Genomic DNA, 22,707 nt, shown 5'->3' on the forward strand with positions numbered 1-22,707 from the left:
ATTCATTTATGAAGTATTCATTAGAAGTGAAGTGGTAGCTAAAGGACTTGAGGAGTAAAGCTATTTATCATTTTAGGGAAAAGAATAATATTGTTGTTTTTAGCAGATTAAAACAGGGTATATTCTTGTTTTGATTTATAGAAGGAAATTTTACATTTGATAAGTCATTAATACACGTAGAAGAAAATGCAAAGTAATCATTTTGTCGATAGATTATTAGAGGATTTACAGGATAGCGTAATTTATAGAACGCTAACAAAAGGGGAAGAAATTCTTCAATTGGGAGAAGTTTGTGATTATGTTGGAATTGTTCGCAAAGGAAGCTTGAGGATGTATTATATAGATGCAGAAGGGGATGATGTATCTTTTGCATTTTATCTGTCTAATCATATATTTACTAACTATGAAGGTGTGCTGACTAATGCTCCATCTCAGTTAACCATTGTAGCTACAGAGGAGACAGAAGTAGAGCTAATCCGTAAGTCAGATCTCTTTGCGTATTATGAAACATCTATAGAGGCACAATTACTAGGTAGAAGAATGGCAGAGTTGATTTTCTTAGAAGCAAAGAAAAGAATAGACTTTCTCTTGTTCTTAAACCCAGAACAACGCTATTTACAGTTGATAGAGAGTACTCCTGAGGTGTTTAAATGTATTCCACAAAAGTATATCGCAAGCTATATAGGGGTGAGGCCTCAGTCTCTGTCTCGCATCCGAAAAAGATTAAACGAAAAAGGATATTAACTTAAGTGAATGTTTTCGAGAAAAGGAAGGATGAACTTTGTGGTCATAATATTTAATAGATGACAATGAGTTTAGAAGTAATGATTAAGATAGTGAATACCCTTATTTTCTCATTCCTATCAGCCGTACATATTTATTGGGCACTTGGTGGTACATGGGGTGTAGTAGGAGTACTTCCTACAAAAGATGGAGAGAGAAAATTAAATCCTTCACCTATAGGTACTTTAGTAGTAGCGAGTGGTTTAGCTGTATTTGCAGGGATTAGTCTAGGTGATGTATCAGCCTATAAATGGGTTTATTTGGTTATGGGAATTCTATTTGGATTGAGAGCAATAGGAGATTTTAATTATGTAGGGGTATTTAAAAAAGTGAAAAACAGTGTATTTGCTAAAAAAGATACGACGATCTTCATTCCTCTTTGTTTTTATTTGTCACTTAGTAATATATTTTTATATATGTCCTAAAAATCAGTGAATACAAGTGTTAACTGATATAAATCAGTTGATTTCTGATTTAAAAATACGTATTTTGGAAATGTTTTCTAAATAGAAGAAACACCTTAGATGTTTAATTATTTTCAAGCATTTTTAATATGAAATATGTATCAGCTTCAGAAGCCGCTAAAGTCGTAAAATCAGGAGACCGAATTTATGTACATGCCGCTGCTGCAACTCCTAATATATTAACCAAAGCAATTAGTGATAGAGCGGAAGAACTGCGCAATGTAGAGTTCTGTCATATTCATACAGAAGGAGCAGCTCCTTATGCTGATCCTGCCTTGTCAGAGAGTTTTCATGTGAACTCTTTCTTTATTGGTAAGAACGTTCGTCATACTATTGCCGCTGGTAATGGTTCTTATACTCCTGTTTTTCTTAGCGAAGTGCCTAATCTGTTTCGCAAAGGAGCTTTAAAAGTAGATGTAGTTCTTATACAGGTATCACCACCAGACGAACACGGTTTTTGTTCATTGGGTACATCAGTAGAAGCTACTGTTGCTGCTATGGAGTGCGCAAAGGTGGTAATCGCTCAGGTGAATAAATATATGCCACGTACTTTCGGAGATAGTGTATTACATATATCTAAGATAGATATGGCGGTAGAGCATCATACTGCTATCTATGCACAGAAACAAGCCGTTATTACAGATACAGAAGCGCTAATAGGAGATCATGTAGCTGCTCTGATAGAAGATGAGAGTACATTACAGATGGGGATAGGTTCTATTCCTAATGCAGTACTATCTAGACTTACTAATCACAAGAATTTAGGACTGCACACAGAGATGTTTTCTGATGGTGTAATTGATTTAATAGAGAGTGGTGTAATTGACTGTTCTAAGAAAACAATAGCGAAAGGAAGAGCTCTAGCTACTTTCTTAATAGGATCAGAACGTTTATATAAATTTGTGGATAACAACCCGTTTATCGTAATGAAGGAGTCTAGTTATGTAAACGATACGGCTATTATTCGTCAGAACCCAAAAGTAGTAGCGATTAACTCTGCATTAGAAGTAGATGTGACAGGGCAGATTTGTGCTGATTCTCTAGGGGTACATATGTATTCTGGAGTAGGAGGACAGATGGATTTTGTGAGAGGAGCTTCTTTGAGTAAAGGTGGAAAGGCAATTATAGCCTTGTCATCTACTAGTAATAAAGGGCATAATCGTATCGTACCTTTCTTAAAACAAGGAGCAGGAGTGGTGACTACTCGTGCCCATGCCCAGTATATCGTTACAGAATATGGAGTAGCAGACTTATATGGTAAAACGTTGAAACAACGTGTAGATGCAATGGTGGAGATTGCTCACCCTGATTTTAGAGAAGAAATTCTCAAAATTTATCACGACAGTATCAAATAGTTTTTATAATTGATTACAAAAGAAAACCAGCGTCATAATTGGTTTTCTGACCTAGAGCGTTATCGCTATTAAGGGTATTTCCTATAGTTAACAATTATTTGATTTGTGAGAATAAATAGGAATGAAAAAGCCATTACGAGTGTAATGGCTTTTTTATATTTATTTTCTTTTATATCCGAATAATTCTTTTTCTTGGATGATTTTAGAAATACCTTCTGGTAATTTTTCTTCCCATCCATTTTGATTTTGTTGTAGCAACTTCAGAACATCTCTTGAGAAGATAGATAAATGATCTTTTTCATAATCTTCAATATCGATGATTTGGTTGTTCTTTTTGAAGAATTTATACAACTCTTTAATATGTAAGTCTACTTTTAGATTAGTAGAGTCTACTATTTGTTCTTCGTTACCTATCATAGGGTATAGGTAGATCTTCATTGTGTTTCTAAATAGCTTTCCTAAACCTTCTAATATACCTCCTGTTAGATGAGTGTAGTATTTCTCTTCAAAAATATTTAATAAGCTACTAACTCCCATTGCTAATGCAATCTTCTGATCAGTATATTTAGAGAAGTATTCTGTAAGTTTATAATATTCTTGGAAATTAGAGATCATTACAGTTTGTCCAAGAGAACATAATAAGTCTGCTCTATCTAAGAAGTCTATTTCGTCTAATGAACCTTCTGCTAAAAGGTTAGACAAGGTAATTTCAAAAACAACTTTAGTGTTTTCTTTATCTAAGTTGTTTTGTGTCATGAATTTATCTAAAGACTTCTGATACATATCCATATTAACGATAGTAACAGGTCTAAAGCTACCTCTAAGTGCTAATATGTTTTGTTTGTACAAAATGTTAGCTGCTAGTTCACTACGTCCACTAGGGCTGAACATTACAGCGTCAGTCATTCCGTTTTTAACTAACTGTAAGCTCATTAATCGATTGTCTACTGTCTCAAAGATAGGACCAGAGAAGTTAATACTATCGATTTCGATTTGGTCTTTATCTAAGTGATCATAAAGACTGTGAATTAGCTTTTTAGCGTCATGGTGTTGGTAGAATGCACCATAAATCAGATTCACACCTAAGATACCTAAAGTCTCTTGTTGTAGTTTAGAATCTGTCTCTTTGAACTGTATGTGTAGTACTATCTTGTTATACGCTTGGTTAGAAGCTGTCTGAAACATAATACCTACCCATCCATGCCCTTTGTTTTTCTTAGCGTAGTCAATTGTTGCTACTGTATTGGCATAACTAAAGAAAGTCTTGTTAGGATTCTCTTCGCGTATTAATCTTTCTTCAATTTTTCTTGTCTCATAATCAAGCATTTTGATTAGGCGACTTTCTGTAACATAACGTCCATCTTCTTCTACAGAATAGATAGCGTCACTAAATACTTTATCATAAGCGGACATCGCTTTGGCTACTGTTCTAGAAGAACCACCAGCTCTAAAGAAGTGACGGACTGTCTCTTGTCCTGCACCGATTTCTGCAAATGTTCCGTAAATGTCGTTGTTAAGGTTGATTTTTAGTGCTTTATCTGAAATGGCAGGGTGATGTTCTATTACTCTATCCCCATTTAGTACTAAATCTTCAGCAAAGTTTTTCATGAATTAGCTATTTTAAACAAACCTAACAAATATCGTACAACAAAAAAAGATAAACCGTACTTTTGTGGAAAATTTATGTCATTTTGGAAGTATATTTTTTAGGTACGGGTACTTCACAGGGTATTCCGATAATAGGTATAGATCATCCAGTAGCTCACAGTATAGATTCAAGGGATAAAAGGTTGAGAACATCTGTATTAGTTAAGTGGGATGAACACACTATTTTGATTGACTGTGGACCTGATTTTAGACAACAAATGTTGACTGCTGGGTGTAGTAAATTAGATGCAATATTCTTTACTCACGAACATGCTGATCACATCGCAGGATTAGACGAAATAAGACCATTAACCTTTTTGCATGGCCCGTTGCCAATCTATGCTCAAGATAGAGTAATAAAAGCCTTGGAGAGAAGATATGATTATATTTTTACCAAAGAAGATAGATATCCTGGGGCTCCTAGTGTAGAAGAGCATAGCATTACTTCACAAGATACCATTACGATAGGGGAGAAGACTATTATTCCTATTGATGTGATGCATGGACCTTTGCCTATATTGGGGTATAGATTGGGAGATTTAGTCTATATCACAGATGCTAAGTACATCACAGACGAAGAGGTCGAAAAGATAAAAGGATGTAAGGTTTTAATTGTAAATGCTTTGCGTATTAAGGATCACCCTACTCATTTTAGTTTAGAGGAGTCGCTTGCTTTTATTGATAGAATAAAACCAGAGAAAGCTTATTTAACTCATATAGCACAAGACTTAGGTTTTCATAAAGATGTAGAAAATATACTTCCAAAAGATGTATATTTGGCGTACGACAATTTAAAAATCACTATATAATTTATTATCACATTATGAAACATAAAGCTTTCTTTTACCTATTCCTTTTTTCACTTGTAATTCTTGTTCTTCTATATGCCAATAATAAGAATATGTATAAGATGGAGGGGAAGAAGATAGAAATAGCTCATAAACGCATTGATATTGTTCGAGATTCATTAAAAGAAGTTACTAAGGATTTTAATGAGGCAAATTATTTTTCTATCGAATACAATGAAGATGCACAGGAGTATTTTAATTACAAAACAATAGATCAATCTCTAACTTCTATAAAAGAAGAGGTATTAGCTTTAAACCATCAAGATAATGGTAATCCATTAGTTCCTTATGGAGTGATTAATGGAGAGAAATGTGTGATTAATAAAGTTAAAGTTCTAAATCATAGATGGATAATTGCAGATTTTTATGCAGGAGCTGTTCATGGAGAAGTTTTAATTAAGTATTTTTACACAGAGGGTAAACCTACTGAGTTTAAGACCATAGATACTGTTATGTATGCTACTAAGTAGTGTCGTCTAATATAAAAATAGAGTAGTATGAAAAAGTCAATAAGTTTGTTTGTTATATTGTTGCTTACCATGACGTCCTGTGATTTCATCTTGAAAGATAATAAAGATGATAATGAAAAAGGAATGGTCATAACAGACGGAAGTACTGAGATCGTAACGCTGGATGAAGATGATGAAGTATTGGGGTGTGCTTATTCTGCTGGATATCGTTGGAGTGAGTTAGAGAATAACTGTATTCGTATATTCGAGATAGGGTTTAGACTTAATCCAATAGGGTTAGAAGAGGATACAACAGAGGATAATGCTTTAGAGGATAATAGCGTTAGCTGTTTTGTTACTTATGCTAAGGATAAGAAGAAAGCAGAAATATTCTTACCAAATCATAAAAAGGGGATTGTTCTAGAACTTACTAAAGATAAGAGTGCTTATATCAACGATGGTTGGGAATTATCTAATGAAGGGATGGTTTTAAAGCACAAAGGAGAGACTGCCTTTACAGCGGCAAAGACTATAGAATTAAAAATCATTAACTCTGACCAACCAGTAGAGGAAGATGTTCATGAAGAATAAAACATAATCAAGTTATGTATAAAAAAGTAAGGCTAGTGTATAACACTAGCCTTACTTTTTTTATTACTCTTCTAAAAGGAATTCTTTGAAATCTCTGAAGTTTAGTGGATGTACTCCATGTCCTACAGGGTATTCTTTATAAGTGTGCTTGACAGCTAAACTTGTAAGAATCGTAGGTGTTCTTCTTGCCCAATCAATAGGTATAACCTGGTCAACTGTTCCATGAGAGGCAAATAACCTCAATTTACTTAAGTTGTTTTCTTTATAGTTTTTTGCAATGATATTTTCATTGAAGTAACCACTTAAAGCAACTACTTTATTTACCTTTTCAGGATAAGATAAAGCGATAGCATAGCTAAGTATAGCTCCTTGGCTAAACCCGACTAAGTTAACATTGTTTGCATCGATAGGGTATTTTGCTACAAGCTCGTCAATAAAACGCACAATTAAATCTCTTGATTCAATCGCTTGGTTGTCATCTGAGAATTTGTTAGCATCTGCATCAAAGGTAATAGCGTACCAAGCATATCCGTAAGGAGGTACTGTGTATGGTGCGCGTGCAGATATTACATAGTAGTCATCTGGTAATTCAGGAGCGAAAGAGAATAAGTCTTCTTCATTGCTACCATATCCATGTAATAAGATAATTACTGGGTTTTTGTCCTTTATTACTTTAGGCTCTTGAATTAAGTATGAAATTGAAAGTGATGTATCCATAATTAAGCTGATAATTTGTCAAACCATTTTTGGAAATATACGCCAATTTTTGGTAATGGCTTAATTTCACTGTTTATTGCTCCTGCAAAACTATAAACCCAAAGTAGGAAGAAACAGAAGTAAAAAGGCCCTGAAATCATCCAAGAATCAAAACGACCTGCTGTATAAGCAAGTGCATAAAAGAATAACCAAATTCCAAAAGATTGTTTGATATAAAAACCAGCAAATCTATTCTTAGGTTCTAGGTTCATAAAAATAGCAATAAGACAACCTATAATAGTTATATGTGACACGATGGCCATGGTCTTACCTGTTTTGATCTCCTTTTCGTTAAAAGTCTTCAGCATTATGTATATTGATTAATTTATTTTAGAGTCTTTTTGTCTCCGTGTACTACTCCGTATACTTCACCATTCATTGGATGGTTTAAGAAAGCAGAGTTTTTAGATTTTGACAAGATGTTTTCTTTTGTAAAACTGTATTCTTTTGTAGGATTAAATAAAGTGATATTTACTTTATTACCTTCTTTGATAGATGGTGTGTCTATTTTAAAGATAGTTCTAGCACTAGTCAATTTATCTACTATAACTTCTAAAGGTAGTACTGTATTCAGTGCAGCAAATGCTGATTCTAAACCAATAGTTCCATTAGAAGCACTGTTGAATTCTAGTTTTTTGTGTTCAATGTCTAGCGGGTTGTGCTCTGAAGTGATACAGTCGATAGTTCCGTCTAGTACTCCATTGATTAAAGCTTGTCTAGTAGCTTCGTCTCTTAGTGGAGGATATACTTTAAAACGAGTATCGAAGTCTGCTAGTTTTTCATCTGTCATCGTTAATAAATGAACAGCAGTACTACAGGTAACGTTTAATCCTTTTTGTTTTGCTTCTTTGATTAACTCTACAGATTTTGCAGTTGATATTGTTGGGAAGTGTACTTTTCCTCCAGTATATTCTAATAAAAATAGATTACGTGCTATTTGTAACTCTTCTGCCAGTGTAGGGATTCCTTTTAAGCCTAGTTTAGTGCTTTCTACGCCTTCATTAGCTACTCCTTTACCTTTGATGCTATTATCTTGTGAAAAGGCGATAATTAGCCCGTCAAAGTCTTGCACATATTGCAGAGCAATTTTTAGTATATTGGCGTTTTGAATAGGTTTTTTGTAATCACCAAAAGCAATAGCTCCTGCATTTTTCATGTCAAATAACTCTGCCAGGTCTGTTCCTTCTGATTTTACAGTAAGTGCTCCAATAGGAAATACCTCTGTGGTCTGTCCAAAAGCTTTTTGTTTAATAAAACTTACTATACTTTGTGAATCAGTGATAGGGTATGTGTTAGGTTCAACTGCGATCTGTGTAAATCCACTTTTAGCAGCTACTTCTAAACCGTGAGCGATATTCTCTCTTTCTTCAAATCCTGGCTCTCCTAAACAAACAGAACTGTCAAACCAACCTTGAGAAACGTGTAGGTTATCATACTTGATTTGTTCGAATTGGTCATTTTCTATTTGATTAGCGATTTTAGTAATAAGGCCATTCTCGACTTGAATGTCAACTGTCTGGTTGTGAAATGGGCTAGTAGGATCGATTACTTTTGCAGCTTTTAAAATGATATTCATTTTCTGTGAAGTATTTTTTAATTAGTGATGTGTTGTTATTTGTACAAAAATAGGTTTTATTTCTATTTTATCATATTTACAATTCGTGAAAAAAGAGCAAAAAAAATACATCCCTTAATTGGATGCATTTTTCTTTTTTGAAGCTAATAGCTTAGAATTATCATAGCAATCATTTAATGCTTGATAAATCTGGAAGTCTGTAGCGGTATAGATAAATTTATCAGTGTAATTACAGTTTTGAAGAGACTTTACGATATCCTCTCTTGTGATTTCTAATAAGCCACAAACAATCTCTCTGTCATATCTGGTCTGCATTAAAGCAATCATGTTCTGATCTTCTTTAATAGCTTCGATTTTCTTAAGTTTTTTATCTTTTCCTTTAAATAGGTTGTACACAGCATCAACAGGGCTAAAGAAAGTACCCATAGCCGTACCATAATAAGGAGTTTTATTTTGTCTATAGAAGTCAAACTGCATTTTTTCGTTTAATTCAATTAGTTTGGTATCCACTTCTAAGTACCCAGTTAAGTCAAATTTCTTAATAAGAATTTCGTCTAGTTCTATTGTGTTTTCTGTAAAGTAAATCTTTAGATTCTCGTTGTTTAACCAATCGTTGGTTACTTTAAGTTTAATAGGGATATAGCCAGGGTAGGATAGGTGTATAGAATCATTAAGATTGGCTTCTACTGTGAAAGAACCATCTCTCTTACTGATTGTACCTTTGACTTGGCTAATATTGATGACATTCACATCATCTACTGGCAAAAATGATTTGTCATTTAAAATAGTTCCTTTAACACTAGTGCGATCTTGAGCCGCTACAGTTAAAACAGAAAGTATTATAAATAAAAAAACTGTAAAATTTCTCATACTTTTTAAGATTGCCTAAAAGTAAAAGATATTTTACAGTTTTGTATGCTATTTTAAAAAAATTAACAAATTAGTTTCTTCTAGTTCTTCTAGATGAATCTCCTTCGCTACTTCTTCTAGATCCGCGTTCGTTACGAGGAGCTCTTTCTGATGATCTGTCTGATCTTCTTTCTCCACGTCCTTCAGATGATGATCTATCCGATCTTCTCTCTCCGCCTCTGAATCCTCCTTCAGATGATCTATTAGATGATCTTCTTTCACCACCTCTAAATCCACCTTCAGATCTTCTTTCTCCACCTCTGAATCCTCCTTTACGGTTGTTATGGTCACGGCGTCCACCGTTTCTACCACCATCATTGTTAGAGATTTCAACATTCACACGGCGTCCTTGGTATTCAAGACCGTTTAATGTTTCCATTACTTTTTCAGCGTGTTCAGCTTCAGTATTGAAGAATGAGAAACCATCTTTTACATCAACTTTGAATAAGTCATCACGACCTAACTCTAAAGTATCACGTAAGAAATCTTTTAACGTCATCCAGTCTAGGTTATCTTTAGCACCTAAGTTAACGAAGAAACGTACTGCTCCATCTGTAGGAACTTCTTTAGAATTGTTTCTTCCAGCAGATACACTAGATAAGCTGTTAGAAGCTTTTTGGTAGTATTCTAAGAATCTATTAAACTCAACAGAAACTACTTTTTTAATGATTTCTTCTTTGTCGAAGTCTTTTAATAACTCAGTAATTGCAGGTAAATAAGATTCAATCTCTGTGTTAACTTCTACTTCTTTAATTCTATTGGCTAAGTGGAATAATTGAATTTCACAAATCTCAATTCCAGATGGAACTGGTTTCTCTTCAAATTTAGTTTTGATGATTCTTTCGATTTGTTGAATTTTTCTTAATTCACTTTTCGTTACGATAACCATAGAAGTACCAGATTTACCAGCACGTCCTGTACGTCCACTACGGTGAGTATACGTTTCGATTTCGTCAGGTAATTGGTAGTTTACTACGTGAGTAATGTCATCTACGTCGATACCACGAGCAGCAACGTCAGTAGCTACAAGCATTTGTATCTGTTTACCACGGAATGATTTCATTACTGCGTCACGTTGAGCTTGAGATAAGTCTCCGTGTAATGCAGCAGCGTTGTATCCATCCTCGATAAGTTTTTCAGCAATAGATTGCGTATCTCTCTTCGTTCTACAGAACACTACAGAGAAAATATCTGGATTGGCATCTGCTAAACGTTTAAGCGCTGGGTAGCGATCTCTAGCAGATACTAAATAAAATTCATGACTTACATTAGTGTTACCTTGGTTTTTATGACCTACAGTAATTTCTTCTGGAGTTTTCATGAATTCTCTTGCGATGCGCGCAACCTCTTGCGGCATAGTAGCAGAGAATAACCATGTGTTTTTTTCTTTTGGAGTATCCGCTAAAATAGACGTGATATCCTCATAGAATCCCATGTTAAGCATTTCATCTGCTTCATCTAGGATACAGTAATTAATGTTTTTAATGTTAACCATACCACGGTTAATCATGTCTTGCATTCTACCAGGAGTAGCGACGATAATTTGTGCTCCACGTTTTACGTCTTTAGCCTGTTCTGTAATGCTAGCCCCTCCATAAACAGCTACTGAATGAAGTCCTTTTACATACTTCGAGTACTGTTTGATTTCGTTTGCGATTTGCAAACATAACTCTCTAGTCGGCGATAAGATAAGACCTTGTGTATTCTTATTAGAAACGTCTATCTTCTGAATCAAAGGAAAACCAAAAGCTGCGGTTTTCCCAGTCCCCGTTTGGGCTAACGCAACAATGTCGGTATCTTTCTCTAATAGTAATGGAATCGCCTTTTGCTGGATCTCTGATGGATTTTCAAATCCCATATCCTTGATCGCAGATAAAAGAGATTCATTTAATCCTAATTGTTCGAAATTGTTCATATAAATATTAAAATAGCCGCAAATATACTACTATTCAAATTATAATTGTAGTTATTGCAGGTTTATTATTCGAAAATAATTTAAACGCTTGTTTTGAGCGTTTTTTTTAAAGATAATGTAATGATATATCTTCCTTTATATAATTTTTATTTTGCTTAAAAGTGTCTATATCATGTGTGTTGTGTAATGATAAGTACTTTTTATACACTTTATATATCTTTCTTTTATTTAACATATACCGAGACAGCCTCAGTCTAGTTTTATGGTATTTAATTCACTTTATTCTTAATAAGTCATTCAGACATAGCGAAAAGTATGCCGAAAAGTTCAAGATATGCAAAAAAGTGGGGAGTAGTAGATAAGAAAAGTAAGTATTTATGTTTTGAGAAATAAGAGAAATATCAAAGATTCTAATGAAGGATAGGGGAGTAACTAAAAATATGCTCTGAAATGGTGTATAAACCATAAAGAGCATATTTAGATAAATTTTATTCTCCTGCTGCTATGATTTTTTTAATAAAAAGTCAACTAACTGACGAACTGCTTTTCCTCTATGGCTAATACCGTTTTTTGCATTGATATCGATTTCAGCAAAAGATTGGTTCATTCCATCTGCTACGAAGATTGGATCATAACCGAATCCTTCTGTACCTTGTCTCTCTCTTAATAGCTGACCATCTATAATACCAGTAAAGTAATACGTTTCTGTATGTAGGTTTAGGCAAATTACTGTTTTAAAGTTAGCTTTTCTGTTATCTTCTTTTTGAAGTACCTCAAGCAATTTATCTATATTGTCATTGTCATTTTTTTGTTCTCCTGCATAACGAGCTGAGTATACTCCTGGTGCACCGTTTAAAGCATCTACTTCTAATCCTGAATCATCAGCAAAACAGTCATATCCATAATGTCTTTTGACAAAATCAGCTTTTAGTTTAGCGTTGCCTTCTATAGTATCAGCTGTCTCAGGAATGTCGATATTACATCCAATATCTTCTAAACTTAAGATTTCAATTGTATCAGGTAATTGATTTCTAATTTCTTTAATCTTGTTTTTGTTGTTTGATGCGAAAACTAATTTCATAAGTGTTGTGTGTTTTAGCTTATATAGTTCCAGATAGTGGTTTTACTATTTAGAATGTTTAATTTATTTTTGATTCTTTGGTTTTCAGGTTCTTCTAGTGTAGGGTCTTCTTTTAACAGCTGTACAGCATGATGTCTTGCATAAAGCATAATCTCTTGATCCTTGACAATATCAGCTATTTTTAAAGGAAGGGTACCACTCTGTTGAGTTCCCATAATATCACCTGGGCCACGCAATTTTAAATCTACTTCTGAGATTTCGAAACCATCATTAGTACGACACATCGTTTCCATTCTGATCTTAGAGTCATTACTTAGCTTATCTCCTGTCATTAGGATACAATAACTCTGTTCTGCTCCACGACCTACACGTCCTCTAAGCTGATGTAGTTGTGATAATCCAAAGCGCTCTGCACTTTCGATAATCATAACGGATGCATTAGGCACATTCACTCCAACCTCAATCACAGTAGTGGCTACCATAATATTTGTCTCTCCTTTAATGAATCTGTCCATCTCTCTATCCTTTTCTGCAGGAGTCATCTGTCCATGAACAATGCTGACACTGTATTCTGGTAAAGGGAAGTCTCGTGATATGGCTTCATATCCTTCCATTAGGTTTTTATAGTCTAATGTTTCGCTTTCATCTATTAAGGGATAGACGATATAAACTTGCCTTCCTTTGGCAATTTCTGTTTTTAAGAAGTGCCATACAGCTAAGCGTTTACCTTCGAAGTAATGATTAGTTTGTATTGGTTTACGCCCTGGTGGAAGTTCATCAATAACAGAAATATCTAAGTCTCCATATAAACTCATAGCTAATGTACGAGGTATCGGTGTAGCAGTCATGACCAACACGTGGGGAGGTAATTCATTTTTATGCCATAGTTTAGATCGCTGTTCTACTCCGAATCGGTGTTGTTCATCAATGATAGCTAAACCTAGATTTTTAAAGATAACTTTATCTTCAAATAAGGCGTGTGTACCGATAAGTATATGTAGCTCTCCAGAAGCTAATTCTTCGTGCAATACACGTCTCTCAGCCGTTTTAGTAGATCCTGTAAGTAATTTTATCTTTAGCCCTAAAGGTTCTCCTAGTTCTTTAATCCCGACATAATGTTGGGTTGCTAAAATTTCTGTAGGAGCTACGATACACGCTTGGAATCCGTTGTCTAATGCTAGAAGACAACTCATAAAAGCAACTATTGTTTTTCCAGATCCCACATCTCCTTGTAAGAGACGATTCATTTGTGCTGGAGCACCTAAATCATTCCTGATTTCTTTCAAAACTCGTTTTTGAGCTCCAGTAAGAGGGAAGGGGAGGTGTTCGCTATAAAAAGTATTAAAGTAATCGCCTACTTTCTCAAAAGGGTATCCTTTAATTTTGTCTTTTCGTGCTATGTTTTTAATCAATAACTGTAATTGAACATAGAATAATTCTTCAAACTTTAATCTAAACTGAGCCTTATTCAACATATCCATATTCTTAGGAAAGTGAATATTAATTAAGGCTTCTTGCATCGAAATCAAGTTGAGTTTTCTCTTGAATTCATCAGATAAGGTATCCATAAAGAGAGGATGTGTCTCTTTGACAAGTTGCATCATCATCTTGATGATAGACTTATTAGATATTCTTGCTCCGAATTTTTCAGTAGAAGGATAGACAGCTTGCATTGCGTTAGCAATGTTTTTCTGATGTTCTTCTAATAAATCTAGTTCAGGGTGCGGCATAGAGAAGGTATTGTTAAAGCTATTAAGCTTTCCAAATGCCACATAAGGAGTATTTAGTTTTAAATTTTCTTGTATCCATTTGTATCCTTGAAACCAAACTAATTCTATTTGTCCTGTACCATCTGTAAAGGTTGCGACAAGGCGTTTTCCTCGTTTTTGTTCTACAGTTTTGATATGGATAATTTTACCGACTATCTGAACTTCACTATTGTTATTATAAAGTTCATTTATTTTATAATACTGTGTTCTGTCGATATATCTGTTTGGGTATAGGTGTAGTAAATCTCTATAGGTGAATATACCTAGTTCGCGTTTAAATAAGTCAGCGCGCTGTGGACCAACTCCTTTAAGGTATTCTATAGGTGTATCAAGTAGATTCTTAGACATATTATTCAAATAAATACACGGCTAAGATACGAATTAGAAGCCCTTCGGACAATTAAGAGTAAATATTTAAGGGGAATTGCTATAGATTTTAGCGGAAGCTAAGATTGTACTTAGGTTAAAAGAATAAAAAAGCGAGCCTAAGCTCGCTAGATATTATTTTTTATTTTTAGAAATTTCTTTTACTAGAATGTATTTGATAGAAGATGCATCAGCTGGTGGGTTTTCTATTTTTTCACGTTTTACTTCGATTACATATTCATATCCTTCTTCATAGTTAAATCCTTCGATTCCTCCATACATATTTAACCATTCGTCAGAACCTTCTTCTTTGTACTGCATACATTTCATTGGTGCTACACCTGTACAATCTACTAGTTTAGAAGCGATCGTATAAGTTACGTTACCTAATTCTTCTTTAGGTGTTGCTTCGGTAGACTCAGTAGGAGTTGTAGTTTGTTCTGTTGGCTCTACTGCAGGAGCTGTAGTTCCTGATTCTCCATCTTTTTTGCAAGAGGTAAATGATAAACCTACAACAGCAGCTAATAATAAAATCTTTTTCATGATAAATGCTTTTTATTTATATCAAATGTACAAAAAATATTTTTTTTGAAGTAAAGTACTCAGAATAATTAAGTTTTAACGATAGTTCGATTAAAAGATTCTAAACATTATTGTGTGATGGAACTGTATTAGAGCAATATAAATATGTGCGAGTAGATTAAAGTAGCAACAGGAGTTAAAATTTTTAAATGAATGTATGAGTTTTGCTTTTGCCACTTATGAATAAAAGAAGAGCGCTTAGCTTGCAGTTCCTTGCGGATTCCTTGGAGATTCCTTGAGGTTTTCTTGCCTAGAGAGCCTTTTTGTCGAAGAAAGGTGCAAGAAACCCTCAAGCAATCCCCTAGAAGGTCAGAACAAAACGACTCTTGGTTTATGAATAGACGCTGTGGAGAAATAGATTTTCTGCGTACTTAGTTTAGAAAGATGAATCTTGGAATGTAATATAAAGAGTAGGAGATGGTATAAAAAAAGCCTCACTAAAAGTGAAGCTTATAAAGTGGGCGATGAGGGATTCGAACCCCCGACCCCCTCGGTGTAAACGAGGTGCTCTGAACCAACTGAGCTAATCGCCCGAAATAGGATTGCAAATATAAAGATGTTTTTAAATAATGCAATGCCTAATGTGAAATATTTTACATTTTTTCAATATCGTAAAGTACAATCTTATCTGTATAGTTTATGACTTTGATTAATATATTTTCATTTTGTTCATTTCTGCCTATAATGACATAAAGTTTACCTTTCTCAAAGTCAATATTACTTTCTGAAAAGTTCACATCTCCATATTGTAGAGATTTACGGATGTCATCGTTAGATACCCAACCTTCTTTAAACTTAGCTTCTACTGTCTTTGAATAAGTAACTGGTTTACTTCTCAAATCTTTTAAAACCCTACAATTAGGTAAATAACAAAATTCTGTTTTCTTCTCACCGAAGAAATAAAATAAGAACATTCCTCCTATAAGTAACCCAAATAAATAGTATGCTAAACGCTGTGTAAACTTCATTTCTTAAAAAATTTACACAAAAGTAGCAATTCAATACAGTAAAACTAAAGATTTATAAAATATTTAAAAGGCGAAAAGGTGAATGTCTTTATAATCAAGGTTAAACCATTCCGCAACATTTCGATTGGTAACTAATCCTTTATAACTATATATGCCAGATTTAATGACGCTTTCACAGTTAACAGTACCGTCTAAATCACCACAATCTGTGTATTCTAATAATAAAGGTGTGATAATATTGCTAAGGGCCATGGATGCTGTTCTACTATATCTAGAAGTGATATTTGGTACTCCATAGTGTATCACACCGCCTTTTATGATGGTAGGGTGATCATGGGTAGTTAATTCGGATGTTTCGAAACACCCTCCTGTATCAATAGATACATCTATAATTACAGCACCATTTTTCATATTATCTACCATAGACTCACTTACTACTATAGGTGCTCGATTCTTACCTCGTATTGCACCGATAGCAACATCACATCTCATTAGAGCTTTGTGTAATATTTTTTCTTGGATCGTAGAAGTAGAGATACGCTGTGATAAATTATTTTGAAGTCTGCGCAACTTTTGAATAGAGTTGTCAAAGACTTTTACGTTAGCTCCCATACCTAAAGCGGTTCTCGCTGCGTTTTCGGCTACTAGACCAGCTCCTAATATGACTACTTCTGTAGGAACAACTCCTGCAATATTCCCAAATAATAATCCTTTACCATTATTGGTTGTGGTCATTAGTTCTGATGCAATTAGGATAGACGCAGTCCCTGCGATTTCACTTAATGCACTAACAGCAGGGTAGGTGCCGTTCTCGTCATGAATAAAATCAAAACCAATAGCAGATATTTTTTTCTTAGATATCGTTTCGAAATATTGTCTAGTTAGTGTTTTTAATTGGATAGTAGACCATACAACTGTGTATGGTGCCATTAGTTTTACTTCTTCTAGAGTAGGTGGAGCAACTTTAACAATGACAGGACAACTAAAAATTTTCTTTGTATCACTAGTAAGTTCGGCTCCTGCTTTGCTATAATCTAAATCAGAATAGTTAGCGGCTTCTCCTGCTCCTTTTTCAATAAGCACACGATGCCCATAGGTGCTTAAAGTCTGTACTGCTTCTGGAGTGATACAGATTCTTTTCTCTATCAGGGTATTTTCTTTAGGAACTCCTATAAAAAGTTCACTTTTCTTGCGCTCTACCATCAGACATTCCTCTTGCGGAATTAAGTCTTTCATTGAAAAAGGAGTTAAGGTTGCCATTCTGTTTCTGTTTATTAATTATTATTCAAAATCAGTTTTCTATCACCATTTTCTAAAATAGAAATTTCTATTGTAGCATGTTCGTCAGGAATAATATGAGGAGTCTTTTCGGGCCATTCGATAAAGCACCAATGATTAGAATCTAAATATTCGTCCATTCCCATATCATAAGCTTCTTCTTCTGAGTTTAAACGATATAAGTCAAAGTGATATACTCTGTCTTTAGAAGTTGTAGAATGATACTCATTCACAATAGAAAAAGTAGGACTACTCGTCATGTCTTCTACACCTAGCTGTTTGCTTATTTCTTTAATAAGTGTGGTTTTTCCTGCCCCCATTTGTGCATCAAATAATACGATGCGATGTTTTAACTTACTTAATATATCAGTAGCTACTTCTTGAATTTGATTTAAAGAAAAAACTATCTCAGTCATTGTTATACTTTTGGATTTAATACTATAAATGGAACGATCATTTCTTCTAAAGAAATACCTCCATGCTGGTAAGTGTTTCTAAAATAAGCTGCATAATAATTGAAATTATTCTGATATGCTAAGAAGAAATCATTCTTTGCAAAAATAAATGAACTACTTACATTAATGTTAGGTAATTGAACTTTTTTTGGATCTTTAACATGATAGACATCTTTAGCCTCAAAGGTCAAGCTCTTACCTGTTTTATATCTAAGGTTTAAACTAGTGTTTTTGTCTCCAATAACTTTAGAAGGATTTTTACAGTTAATTGTACCATGATCTGTTGTAATGATTAACTTATATCCAAGTGCCTGTGCTTGTTGAATTATTTCAAACAAAGGAGAGTTTCTGAACCAACTAACAGTAAGTGAACGGTATGCTTTATCGTTAGAAGCTAATTCTTTAATTACTTCCATTTCAGTTTTAGCATGAGATAGCATGTCCACAAAATTGTATACTATTGTGATTAGTTTATTGTCTTTTAAAGCCTTGAAATTATCAGCTAATTTTCTTCCTTCTTTTAGATTGGTGATTTTGTGGTATTCATTCTTAATATTTAATCTCAATCTTTGTAATTGATGTTGTAGGAATTCATTCTCAAACAAATTCTTTCCTCCTTCATCCGTATCATTCTTCCAATATTGTGGAAGTTGTTCAGACATTTCTAGAGGTGTCATTCCTGAAAATATAGCATTTCTAGCATACTGTGTAGCAGTAGGTAAAATAGAGAAGAAGCTGTTCTCGCTCTCTACTTTATAGTGATTTGTTACGATTGCTTCGAATGCTCTCCATTGATCATACCTTAAGTTGTCAATAACAATAAAAAGTAATTTAGAATCTTCTTTCTTTAATTCAGGAGCAACCCATTTTCTGAATATTTGATGAGAGAAAACAGGACTGTCTTCAGGATCATTAATCCAGCTCTCATAATTTTTTTCTACGAATTTGCCAAACAAACTATTAGCTTCAGTTTTCTGAGAGTCTAGTATATTGAATAGGTTTTGATCTTCAATGTTTTCTAACTTCTGTTCCCAATAAAGCAATTTTCTATAAATAGAGATCCAATCTTCATAATCTCTAGCTTGCATTAGATCCATTGAGATGTTTCTAAATTCTTTTTGGTAACTAAGAGAAGATTTCTCGGAGATTAGACGAGAGTCATCTAGGTTTTTCTTTAGTGAAAGTAGGATTTGGTTAGGATTAACAGGTTTGATTAAGTAATCAGATATTTTAGCACCAATTGCTTCTTCCATGATATACTCTTCTTCACTTTTAGTAATCATGATAATCGGAGTATTGCTTTTGATGGTTTTAATTTCATTTAAAGTCTCAAGACCAGAAAGTCCAGGCATATTCTCATCTAAGAAAACAATGTCGTATTGGTTCTCTTTAAATAAATCTATAGCATCTTGTCCATTAGTACAAGTAGTTACGATATAGTCTTTTTTTTCTAAAAATAGGATATGAGGTTTTAATAAATCCACTTCATCATCCACCCATAATATATGAATTTTGTTCATTGTAGTTGTTTTAGTACCTCTAAGAATATTATTAATTATAATAAAAAGAGATTTTAGATTAAAATAGTATTGATAAATATAGGAATGAATTTCCGTATTACAATAGTTAACGATATTTTTGTGATTGTATTATAAAAAATTATAAATGTATTTTTCGTTCATTATTCCTGTTTACAATCGACCAGACGAGGTGGATGAGTTATTGGAGAGTTTGACAAAGCAAACATATAAGGAGGCTTTTGAAGTGGTAATTGTAGAGGATGGGTCTAAAGAAGATTCGCGTGCTGTTGTTAGTAAGTATGAGGATAGACTAGAGATATCTTATTATTATAAAGCGAATTCTGGGCCAGGGGCTTCGCGCAATTATGGCATGGAACGAGCAAAGGGAGAGTACTTTATTGTATTAGACTCCGATTGTATTATTCCACAAGAGTATTTAACTACAGTGGATCAGTATCTCAAGGAAGAGTATGTGGACTGTTTTGGAGGATCCGATGCGGCATTAGCGAGTTTTAGCGATGTACAGAAAGCAATAAATTATTCTATGACCTCTGTTCTAACTACAGGTGGAATAAGAGGAGCTAGTGAACGTATAGGAAAGTTTCAGCCGAGAAGTTTTAATATGGGAATTTCAAAAAAAGCTTTTTTAGCTAGTGGTGGTTTTGGTAAAATACACCCTGGAGAAGACCCTGATTTGACAATTAGGTTATGGAAGTTAGGATTCGATACTCAGTTGTTTAGTAAGGCCTATGTTTATCACAAAAGGAGAATTGATTGGAATAAATTTTTTATTCAGGTCAATAAGTTTGGAAAGGCACGTCCGATATTAAACCAACGTTATCCTGAAACGTCAAAGATAACATATTGGTTTCCAGCTTTATTTATGGCAGGCTTATTGTTAAGTATTATAATGACATATTATACATTTGTTTTTATTTTATGTTATATCTTTTATTTTTTGCTTGTTTTTTTAGGTTGTTTAATAAAAGAGAAGAATTTTAAGATAAGTTTATTAGCACTTGTGGCAATTTTTATACAATTTTACGGCTACGGTATAGGCTTTGTGAAATCTAGTTATATTTTATTTGTAAAAAGACAAGAAGCAGAAGTCGGAATGCCAGAAATGTTTTTTAAATAATATATAAGGTATGGCACTTATAGTTGGACTAACTGGAGGAATAGGCAGTGGAAAGACCACTGTAGCTAATATGTTTGCAGAAGAGGGGATTCCTATTTATATAGCAGATGAAAGAGCTAAACAGATTATGGATCGGGCTGATGTAGTGGAAGCAGTACAATCTATCTTTAAAGAAAACGTTAAGATAGGAGAAGTGTTAGATCGCAAAAAAATAAGAGAAATTGTTTTTGATAATAAAGAATTACTAAATCAATTAAATCGAATTGTACACCCAGAGGTTAAGAAGGATTTTGAGCGTTGGAAGGAGGAAAATGACGCTTTTCCGTTTGTAATTAAGGAGAGTGCAGTTCTTTTTGAAAATAATTTGAATAAACAATGTGATTTAGTTATCTTAGTTACAGCTCCTGAGGAAGTACGCTTAGCCCGTGTAATGGCAAGGGATGGAGTATCTTTAGATAACGTAGAAAGTATTATGAGGAACCAATTGAAAGATTCTGACAAAATACCGTTTAGTGATTATGTTATTACTAATATTAATAAAGATTTGGTAAAAAAAGAGGTGGAAATGATAATTAATGATATAATAATCAAAATTTAAACAATTACCATTGTTAATTTTATGTTAATCGCCGTGTAGAGTATTTTTTTTAATGTTAATTTTGAAAAAATAATGAGTAAGGTCAAATTTCGACTTTTAGTAGGGATAATGAGTTTTTCTCTTATAGGAATAATCATTGTTCAAATGTATTGGATAGTTAGCTCTTATAGAAATAATGAAGAGCAGTTTAAGTATCATGTACAACAAGTATTAGGAAATGTAGGTAGTGGACTACAACAAAATGAAGCTACGGAGTTTTATAGAATGTATAATCAACTTAAAGATAGTATAGGAACGCCACCTAAACAAAGTGAGTTGAAACAATATTACATAGTAGAACGAAATCCTACTACTAATGAACAAATAGTATACTCGAATATTTTAGTTTTAGAAGATTATAATATAAAGAGTTCGTTCTTTGATAAGAAAGCAGATAGTTTAAAAGTCAAGAATTTCGTTTCAAAACGAAAAACAGAGATTTATAAAGGAGATGATTTAGATAGAAGTAGTCTTAAGCAAAATTATCCTGACGAGGTTATAGAGCAATCTGGTAATCTAGATATTTTAGATAAAGCACAATTTGATATTTATTTTAAGGATATTGTAGCTCTAAGAAGTATAGATGAAAGGATTTCTAAAGCTAAATTGAGAGAGATCTTAGAGAAAGAGCTTAAACAATATGGTGTTAATGCTAAGTTTGAATTTGGTATTTATAACAAAGGATTATCAACCAAGATTAAGTCAGAAGATTTTATTTATGAGGAAGGTTCTACTTATGGAGTGCCAATCTTCACAGATAATGAGAATAGAAGTAAATACCAACTGTATATTACTTTCCCAGAAAAGAGTAAGTATTTATTCTCTTCGTTAATAGGGATAACACTATTGTCAATTTTGTTTACGATGGTTATTATCGCAGCATATTTGAATGCGATTAATCAATTGATTAAACAAAAGCAAATATCTGAGATTAAGACAGATTTCATCAACAATATGACTCACGAGTTTAAAACGCCTATAGCAACAATTAATTTAGCTTTAGATGCAATTAAAAACCCAAAGGTTATAAATGATCCAGAAAAAGTTGATCGTTATTTGAAAATGATTCGAGACGAGAATAAAAGAATGCATGCGCAAGTTGAAAATGTTCTTCAAATCTCAAAATTAGAACGACGTGAGTTTAATGTAGACAAAGAAGCAATGGATGTCCATGAAGTGATAGAAAATGCTGTAGATCACGTAGGATTAATTATTCAAGATAGAGGAGGAGAAATAAACTTGAACTTAGATGCTCGTAGAAGTGATGTGTTAGGAAATGATTTTCACTTTACTAGTGTGATAGTAAATATTTTAGATAATGCTATCAAGTACTCTAAGGATGTGCCAATTATAGATGTGTATACTGAAAATGTAAAAGATTTTATCTTAATCAAAATTCAGGATCACGGTGTAGGAATGAGTAAACAGGCTCAGAAGAGAATCTTCGACAAGTTTTACAGAGAGCACACAGGTGATTTACACAACGTAAAAGGTCATGGTCTAGGACTAGCATATGTTCAACAAATTGTAGAGGTACACAATTCTCAAGTTTATGTTGAGAGTGAAAAAGGAAAAGGAAGTACCTTTATTATAAAAATGCCATTAATAAATTAAATATAA

At 33.6% G+C, this 22,707-nt stretch carries 22 protein-coding genes and 1 tRNA gene; 9 read left to right on the forward strand and 14 right to left on the reverse strand.

Annotation, left to right across the window (positions count from 1 at the left end; all coding sequences use genetic code 11):
- Positions 1-186 precede the first annotated feature (186 nt).
- From BK054_RS12880 to BK054_RS12890, 3 genes are all read left to right on the forward strand, one after another.
- Positions 187-744 carry a Crp/Fnr family transcriptional regulator gene (locus BK054_RS12880; protein WP_006265173.1) on the forward strand — a complete coding sequence of 186 codons (558 nt, stop codon included), beginning with the start codon at positions 187-189 and terminating at the stop codon, positions 742-744.
- Between the two features lie 65 nt (positions 745-809).
- Positions 810-1,208, forward strand: a complete 399-nt coding sequence (locus tag BK054_RS12885; RefSeq protein WP_036497081.1) for a DUF3995 domain-containing protein — start codon at positions 810-812, stop codon at positions 1,206-1,208.
- A 128-nt stretch (positions 1,209-1,336) separates the two neighbouring features.
- Positions 1,337-2,602 (forward strand): acetyl-CoA hydrolase/transferase family protein, encoded by a 1,266-nt coding sequence (locus tag BK054_RS12890; RefSeq protein ID WP_006265175.1) that lies wholly within the window; start codon positions 1,337-1,339, stop codon positions 2,600-2,602.
- Positions 2,603-2,761: 159 nt separating this feature from the next.
- On the opposite strand, the gene BK054_RS12895 is transcribed toward BK054_RS12890, so the two are convergent.
- Positions 2,762-4,210: a hypothetical protein gene (locus BK054_RS12895; RefSeq protein WP_006261053.1), complete on the reverse strand. Its 1,449-nt coding sequence runs from the start codon at positions 4,208-4,210 to the stop codon at positions 2,762-2,764.
- Between the two features lie 62 nt (positions 4,211-4,272).
- On the opposite strand from BK054_RS12895, the gene BK054_RS12900 reads away from it, so the two are divergent.
- Genes BK054_RS12900 through BK054_RS12910 form a run of 3 tightly spaced genes read left to right on the forward strand, consistent with a single transcriptional unit; the run spans position 4,273 to position 6,137 of the window.
- Positions 4,273-5,058: an MBL fold metallo-hydrolase gene (locus BK054_RS12900; protein ID WP_006265176.1), complete on the forward strand. Its 786-nt coding sequence runs from the start codon at positions 4,273-4,275 to the stop codon at positions 5,056-5,058.
- A 14-nt stretch (positions 5,059-5,072) separates the two neighbouring features.
- On the forward strand, positions 5,073-5,567 hold the full coding sequence (locus BK054_RS12905; protein ID WP_006261055.1) for a hypothetical protein: 495 nt from the start codon (positions 5,073-5,075) through the stop codon (positions 5,565-5,567).
- A 27-nt stretch (positions 5,568-5,594) separates the two neighbouring features.
- Positions 5,595-6,137 (forward strand): hypothetical protein, encoded by a 543-nt coding sequence (locus BK054_RS12910; protein ID WP_006259065.1) that lies wholly within the window; start codon positions 5,595-5,597, stop codon positions 6,135-6,137.
- Between the two features lie 63 nt (positions 6,138-6,200).
- On the opposite strand, the gene BK054_RS12915 is transcribed toward BK054_RS12910, so the two are convergent.
- The 13 genes from BK054_RS12915 to BK054_RS12975 form a co-directional block, all read right to left on the reverse strand.
- The gene (locus BK054_RS12915) at positions 6,201-6,854 is read right to left on the reverse strand and encodes an alpha/beta hydrolase (protein WP_006259064.1); all 654 of its coding nucleotides are present in this window, start codon (positions 6,852-6,854) and stop codon (positions 6,201-6,203) included.
- Between the two features lie 2 nt (positions 6,855-6,856).
- The gene (locus BK054_RS12920; RefSeq protein ID WP_006265177.1) at positions 6,857-7,201 is read right to left on the reverse strand and encodes a hypothetical protein; all 345 of its coding nucleotides are present in this window, start codon (positions 7,199-7,201) and stop codon (positions 6,857-6,859) included.
- 17 nt (positions 7,202-7,218) lie between these two features.
- The gene (locus BK054_RS12925) at positions 7,219-8,469 is read right to left on the reverse strand and encodes a dihydroorotase (RefSeq protein ID WP_006265178.1); all 1,251 of its coding nucleotides are present in this window, start codon (positions 8,467-8,469) and stop codon (positions 7,219-7,221) included.
- Positions 8,470-8,583: 114 nt separating this feature from the next.
- Positions 8,584-9,339 (reverse strand): carboxypeptidase-like regulatory domain-containing protein, encoded by a 756-nt coding sequence (locus BK054_RS12930; RefSeq protein ID WP_006259061.1) that lies wholly within the window; start codon positions 9,337-9,339, stop codon positions 8,584-8,586.
- Between the two features lie 70 nt (positions 9,340-9,409).
- Positions 9,410-11,293, reverse strand: a complete 1,884-nt coding sequence (locus tag BK054_RS12935; RefSeq protein ID WP_071307352.1) for a DEAD/DEAH box helicase — start codon at positions 11,291-11,293, stop codon at positions 9,410-9,412.
- A 502-nt stretch (positions 11,294-11,795) separates the two neighbouring features.
- Positions 11,796-12,374, reverse strand: coding sequence for a non-canonical purine NTP diphosphatase (locus tag BK054_RS12940; protein ID WP_006259058.1), 579 nt, complete (start codon positions 12,372-12,374; stop codon positions 11,796-11,798).
- Between the two features lie 14 nt (positions 12,375-12,388).
- Positions 12,389-14,491: an ATP-dependent DNA helicase RecG gene (gene recG / locus BK054_RS12945; protein WP_071307353.1), complete on the reverse strand. Its 2,103-nt coding sequence runs from the start codon at positions 14,489-14,491 to the stop codon at positions 12,389-12,391.
- A 153-nt stretch (positions 14,492-14,644) separates the two neighbouring features.
- The gene (locus BK054_RS12950; RefSeq protein ID WP_071307354.1) at positions 14,645-15,052 is read right to left on the reverse strand and encodes a DUF4377 domain-containing protein; all 408 of its coding nucleotides are present in this window, start codon (positions 15,050-15,052) and stop codon (positions 14,645-14,647) included.
- A 497-nt stretch (positions 15,053-15,549) separates the two neighbouring features.
- Positions 15,550-15,624, reverse strand: a tRNA-Val gene (locus tag BK054_RS12955).
- Between the two features lie 60 nt (positions 15,625-15,684).
- Positions 15,685-16,059, reverse strand: coding sequence for a DUF4258 domain-containing protein (locus BK054_RS12960; RefSeq protein WP_006259055.1), 375 nt, complete (start codon positions 16,057-16,059; stop codon positions 15,685-15,687).
- Positions 16,060-16,122: 63 nt separating this feature from the next.
- Positions 16,123-17,319, reverse strand: coding sequence for an alanine dehydrogenase (locus tag BK054_RS12965; RefSeq protein ID WP_006265181.1), 1,197 nt, complete (start codon positions 17,317-17,319; stop codon positions 16,123-16,125).
- 14 nt (positions 17,320-17,333) lie between these two features.
- Positions 17,334-17,753, reverse strand: a complete 420-nt coding sequence (tsaE, locus tag BK054_RS12970) for a tRNA (adenosine(37)-N6)-threonylcarbamoyltransferase complex ATPase subunit type 1 TsaE (protein ID WP_006259052.1) — start codon at positions 17,751-17,753, stop codon at positions 17,334-17,336.
- Between the two features lie 2 nt (positions 17,754-17,755).
- Entirely contained in the window at positions 17,756-19,312 is a 1,557-nt protein-coding gene (locus tag BK054_RS12975; RefSeq protein ID WP_006259051.1) for a PglZ domain-containing protein, read from the reverse strand.
- A 145-nt stretch (positions 19,313-19,457) separates the two neighbouring features.
- Here BK054_RS12975 and BK054_RS12980 point away from each other — a divergent pair, with 145 nt between their 5' ends.
- The 3 genes from BK054_RS12980 (at position 19,458) to BK054_RS12990 (ending at position 22,701) form a co-directional block, all read left to right on the forward strand.
- The gene (locus tag BK054_RS12980) at positions 19,458-20,450 is read left to right on the forward strand and encodes a glycosyltransferase (protein ID WP_071307355.1); all 993 of its coding nucleotides are present in this window, start codon (positions 19,458-19,460) and stop codon (positions 20,448-20,450) included.
- Positions 20,451-20,460: 10 nt separating this feature from the next.
- Positions 20,461-21,048, forward strand: coding sequence for a dephospho-CoA kinase (coaE, locus tag BK054_RS12985; RefSeq protein WP_006265183.1), 588 nt, complete (start codon positions 20,461-20,463; stop codon positions 21,046-21,048).
- Between the two features lie 144 nt (positions 21,049-21,192).
- Entirely contained in the window at positions 21,193-22,701 is a 1,509-nt protein-coding gene (locus tag BK054_RS12990; RefSeq protein ID WP_006265184.1) for a sensor histidine kinase, read from the forward strand.
- Positions 22,702-22,707: the final 6 nt, after the last annotated feature.

This window comes from Myroides sp. ZB35 (assembly GCF_001865835.1).
In the GTDB taxonomy this organism is placed as follows: Bacteria; Bacteroidota; Bacteroidia; order Flavobacteriales; family Flavobacteriaceae; genus Flavobacterium; species Flavobacterium odoratimimum.

Bases quoted from the DNA above. Each gene is read 5' to 3' on its own strand.
- BK054_RS12880 (WP_006265173.1), top strand. From the start codon at position 187: ATGCAAAGTAATCATTTTGTCGATAGATTATTAGAGGATTTACAGGAT.
- BK054_RS12885 (WP_036497081.1), top strand. From the start codon at position 810: ATGAGTTTAGAAGTAATGATTAAGATAGTGAATACCCTTATTTTCTCA.
- BK054_RS12890 (WP_006265175.1), top strand. From the start codon at position 1,337: ATGAAATATGTATCAGCTTCAGAAGCCGCTAAAGTCGTAAAATCAGGA.
- BK054_RS12895 (WP_006261053.1), bottom strand. From the start codon at position 4,210: ATGAAAAACTTTGCTGAAGATTTAGTACTAAATGGGGATAGAGTAATA.
- BK054_RS12905 (WP_006261055.1), top strand. From the start codon at position 5,073: ATGAAACATAAAGCTTTCTTTTACCTATTCCTTTTTTCACTTGTAATT.
- BK054_RS12910 (WP_006259065.1), top strand. From the start codon at position 5,595: ATGAAAAAGTCAATAAGTTTGTTTGTTATATTGTTGCTTACCATGACG.
- BK054_RS12915 (WP_006259064.1), bottom strand. From the start codon at position 6,854: ATGGATACATCACTTTCAATTTCATACTTAATTCAAGAGCCTAAAGTA.
- BK054_RS12920 (WP_006265177.1), bottom strand. From the start codon at position 7,201: ATGCTGAAGACTTTTAACGAAAAGGAGATCAAAACAGGTAAGACCATG.
- BK054_RS12925 (WP_006265178.1), bottom strand. From the start codon at position 8,469: ATGAATATCATTTTAAAAGCTGCAAAAGTAATCGATCCTACTAGCCCA.
- BK054_RS12930 (WP_006259061.1), bottom strand. From the start codon at position 9,339: ATGAGAAATTTTACAGTTTTTTTATTTATAATACTTTCTGTTTTAACT.
- BK054_RS12935 (WP_071307352.1), bottom strand. From the start codon at position 11,293: ATGAACAATTTCGAACAATTAGGATTAAATGAATCTCTTTTATCTGCG.
- BK054_RS12940 (WP_006259058.1), bottom strand. From the start codon at position 12,374: ATGAAATTAGTTTTCGCATCAAACAACAAAAACAAGATTAAAGAAATT.
- recG (WP_071307353.1), bottom strand. From the start codon at position 14,491: ATGTCTAAGAATCTACTTGATACACCTATAGAATACCTTAAAGGAGTT.
- BK054_RS12950 (WP_071307354.1), bottom strand. From the start codon at position 15,052: ATGAAAAAGATTTTATTATTAGCTGCTGTTGTAGGTTTATCATTTACC.
- BK054_RS12960 (WP_006259055.1), bottom strand. From the start codon at position 16,059: ATGAAGTTTACACAGCGTTTAGCATACTATTTATTTGGGTTACTTATA.
- BK054_RS12965 (WP_006265181.1), bottom strand. From the start codon at position 17,319: ATGGCAACCTTAACTCCTTTTTCAATGAAAGACTTAATTCCGCAAGAG.
- tsaE (WP_006259052.1), bottom strand. From the start codon at position 17,753: ATGACTGAGATAGTTTTTTCTTTAAATCAAATTCAAGAAGTAGCTACT.
- BK054_RS12975 (WP_006259051.1), bottom strand. From the start codon at position 19,312: ATGAACAAAATTCATATATTATGGGTGGATGATGAAGTGGATTTATTA.
- BK054_RS12980 (WP_071307355.1), top strand. From the start codon at position 19,458: ATGTATTTTTCGTTCATTATTCCTGTTTACAATCGACCAGACGAGGTG.
- coaE (WP_006265183.1), top strand. From the start codon at position 20,461: ATGGCACTTATAGTTGGACTAACTGGAGGAATAGGCAGTGGAAAGACC.
- BK054_RS12990 (WP_006265184.1), top strand. From the start codon at position 21,193: ATGTATTGGATAGTTAGCTCTTATAGAAATAATGAAGAGCAGTTTAAG.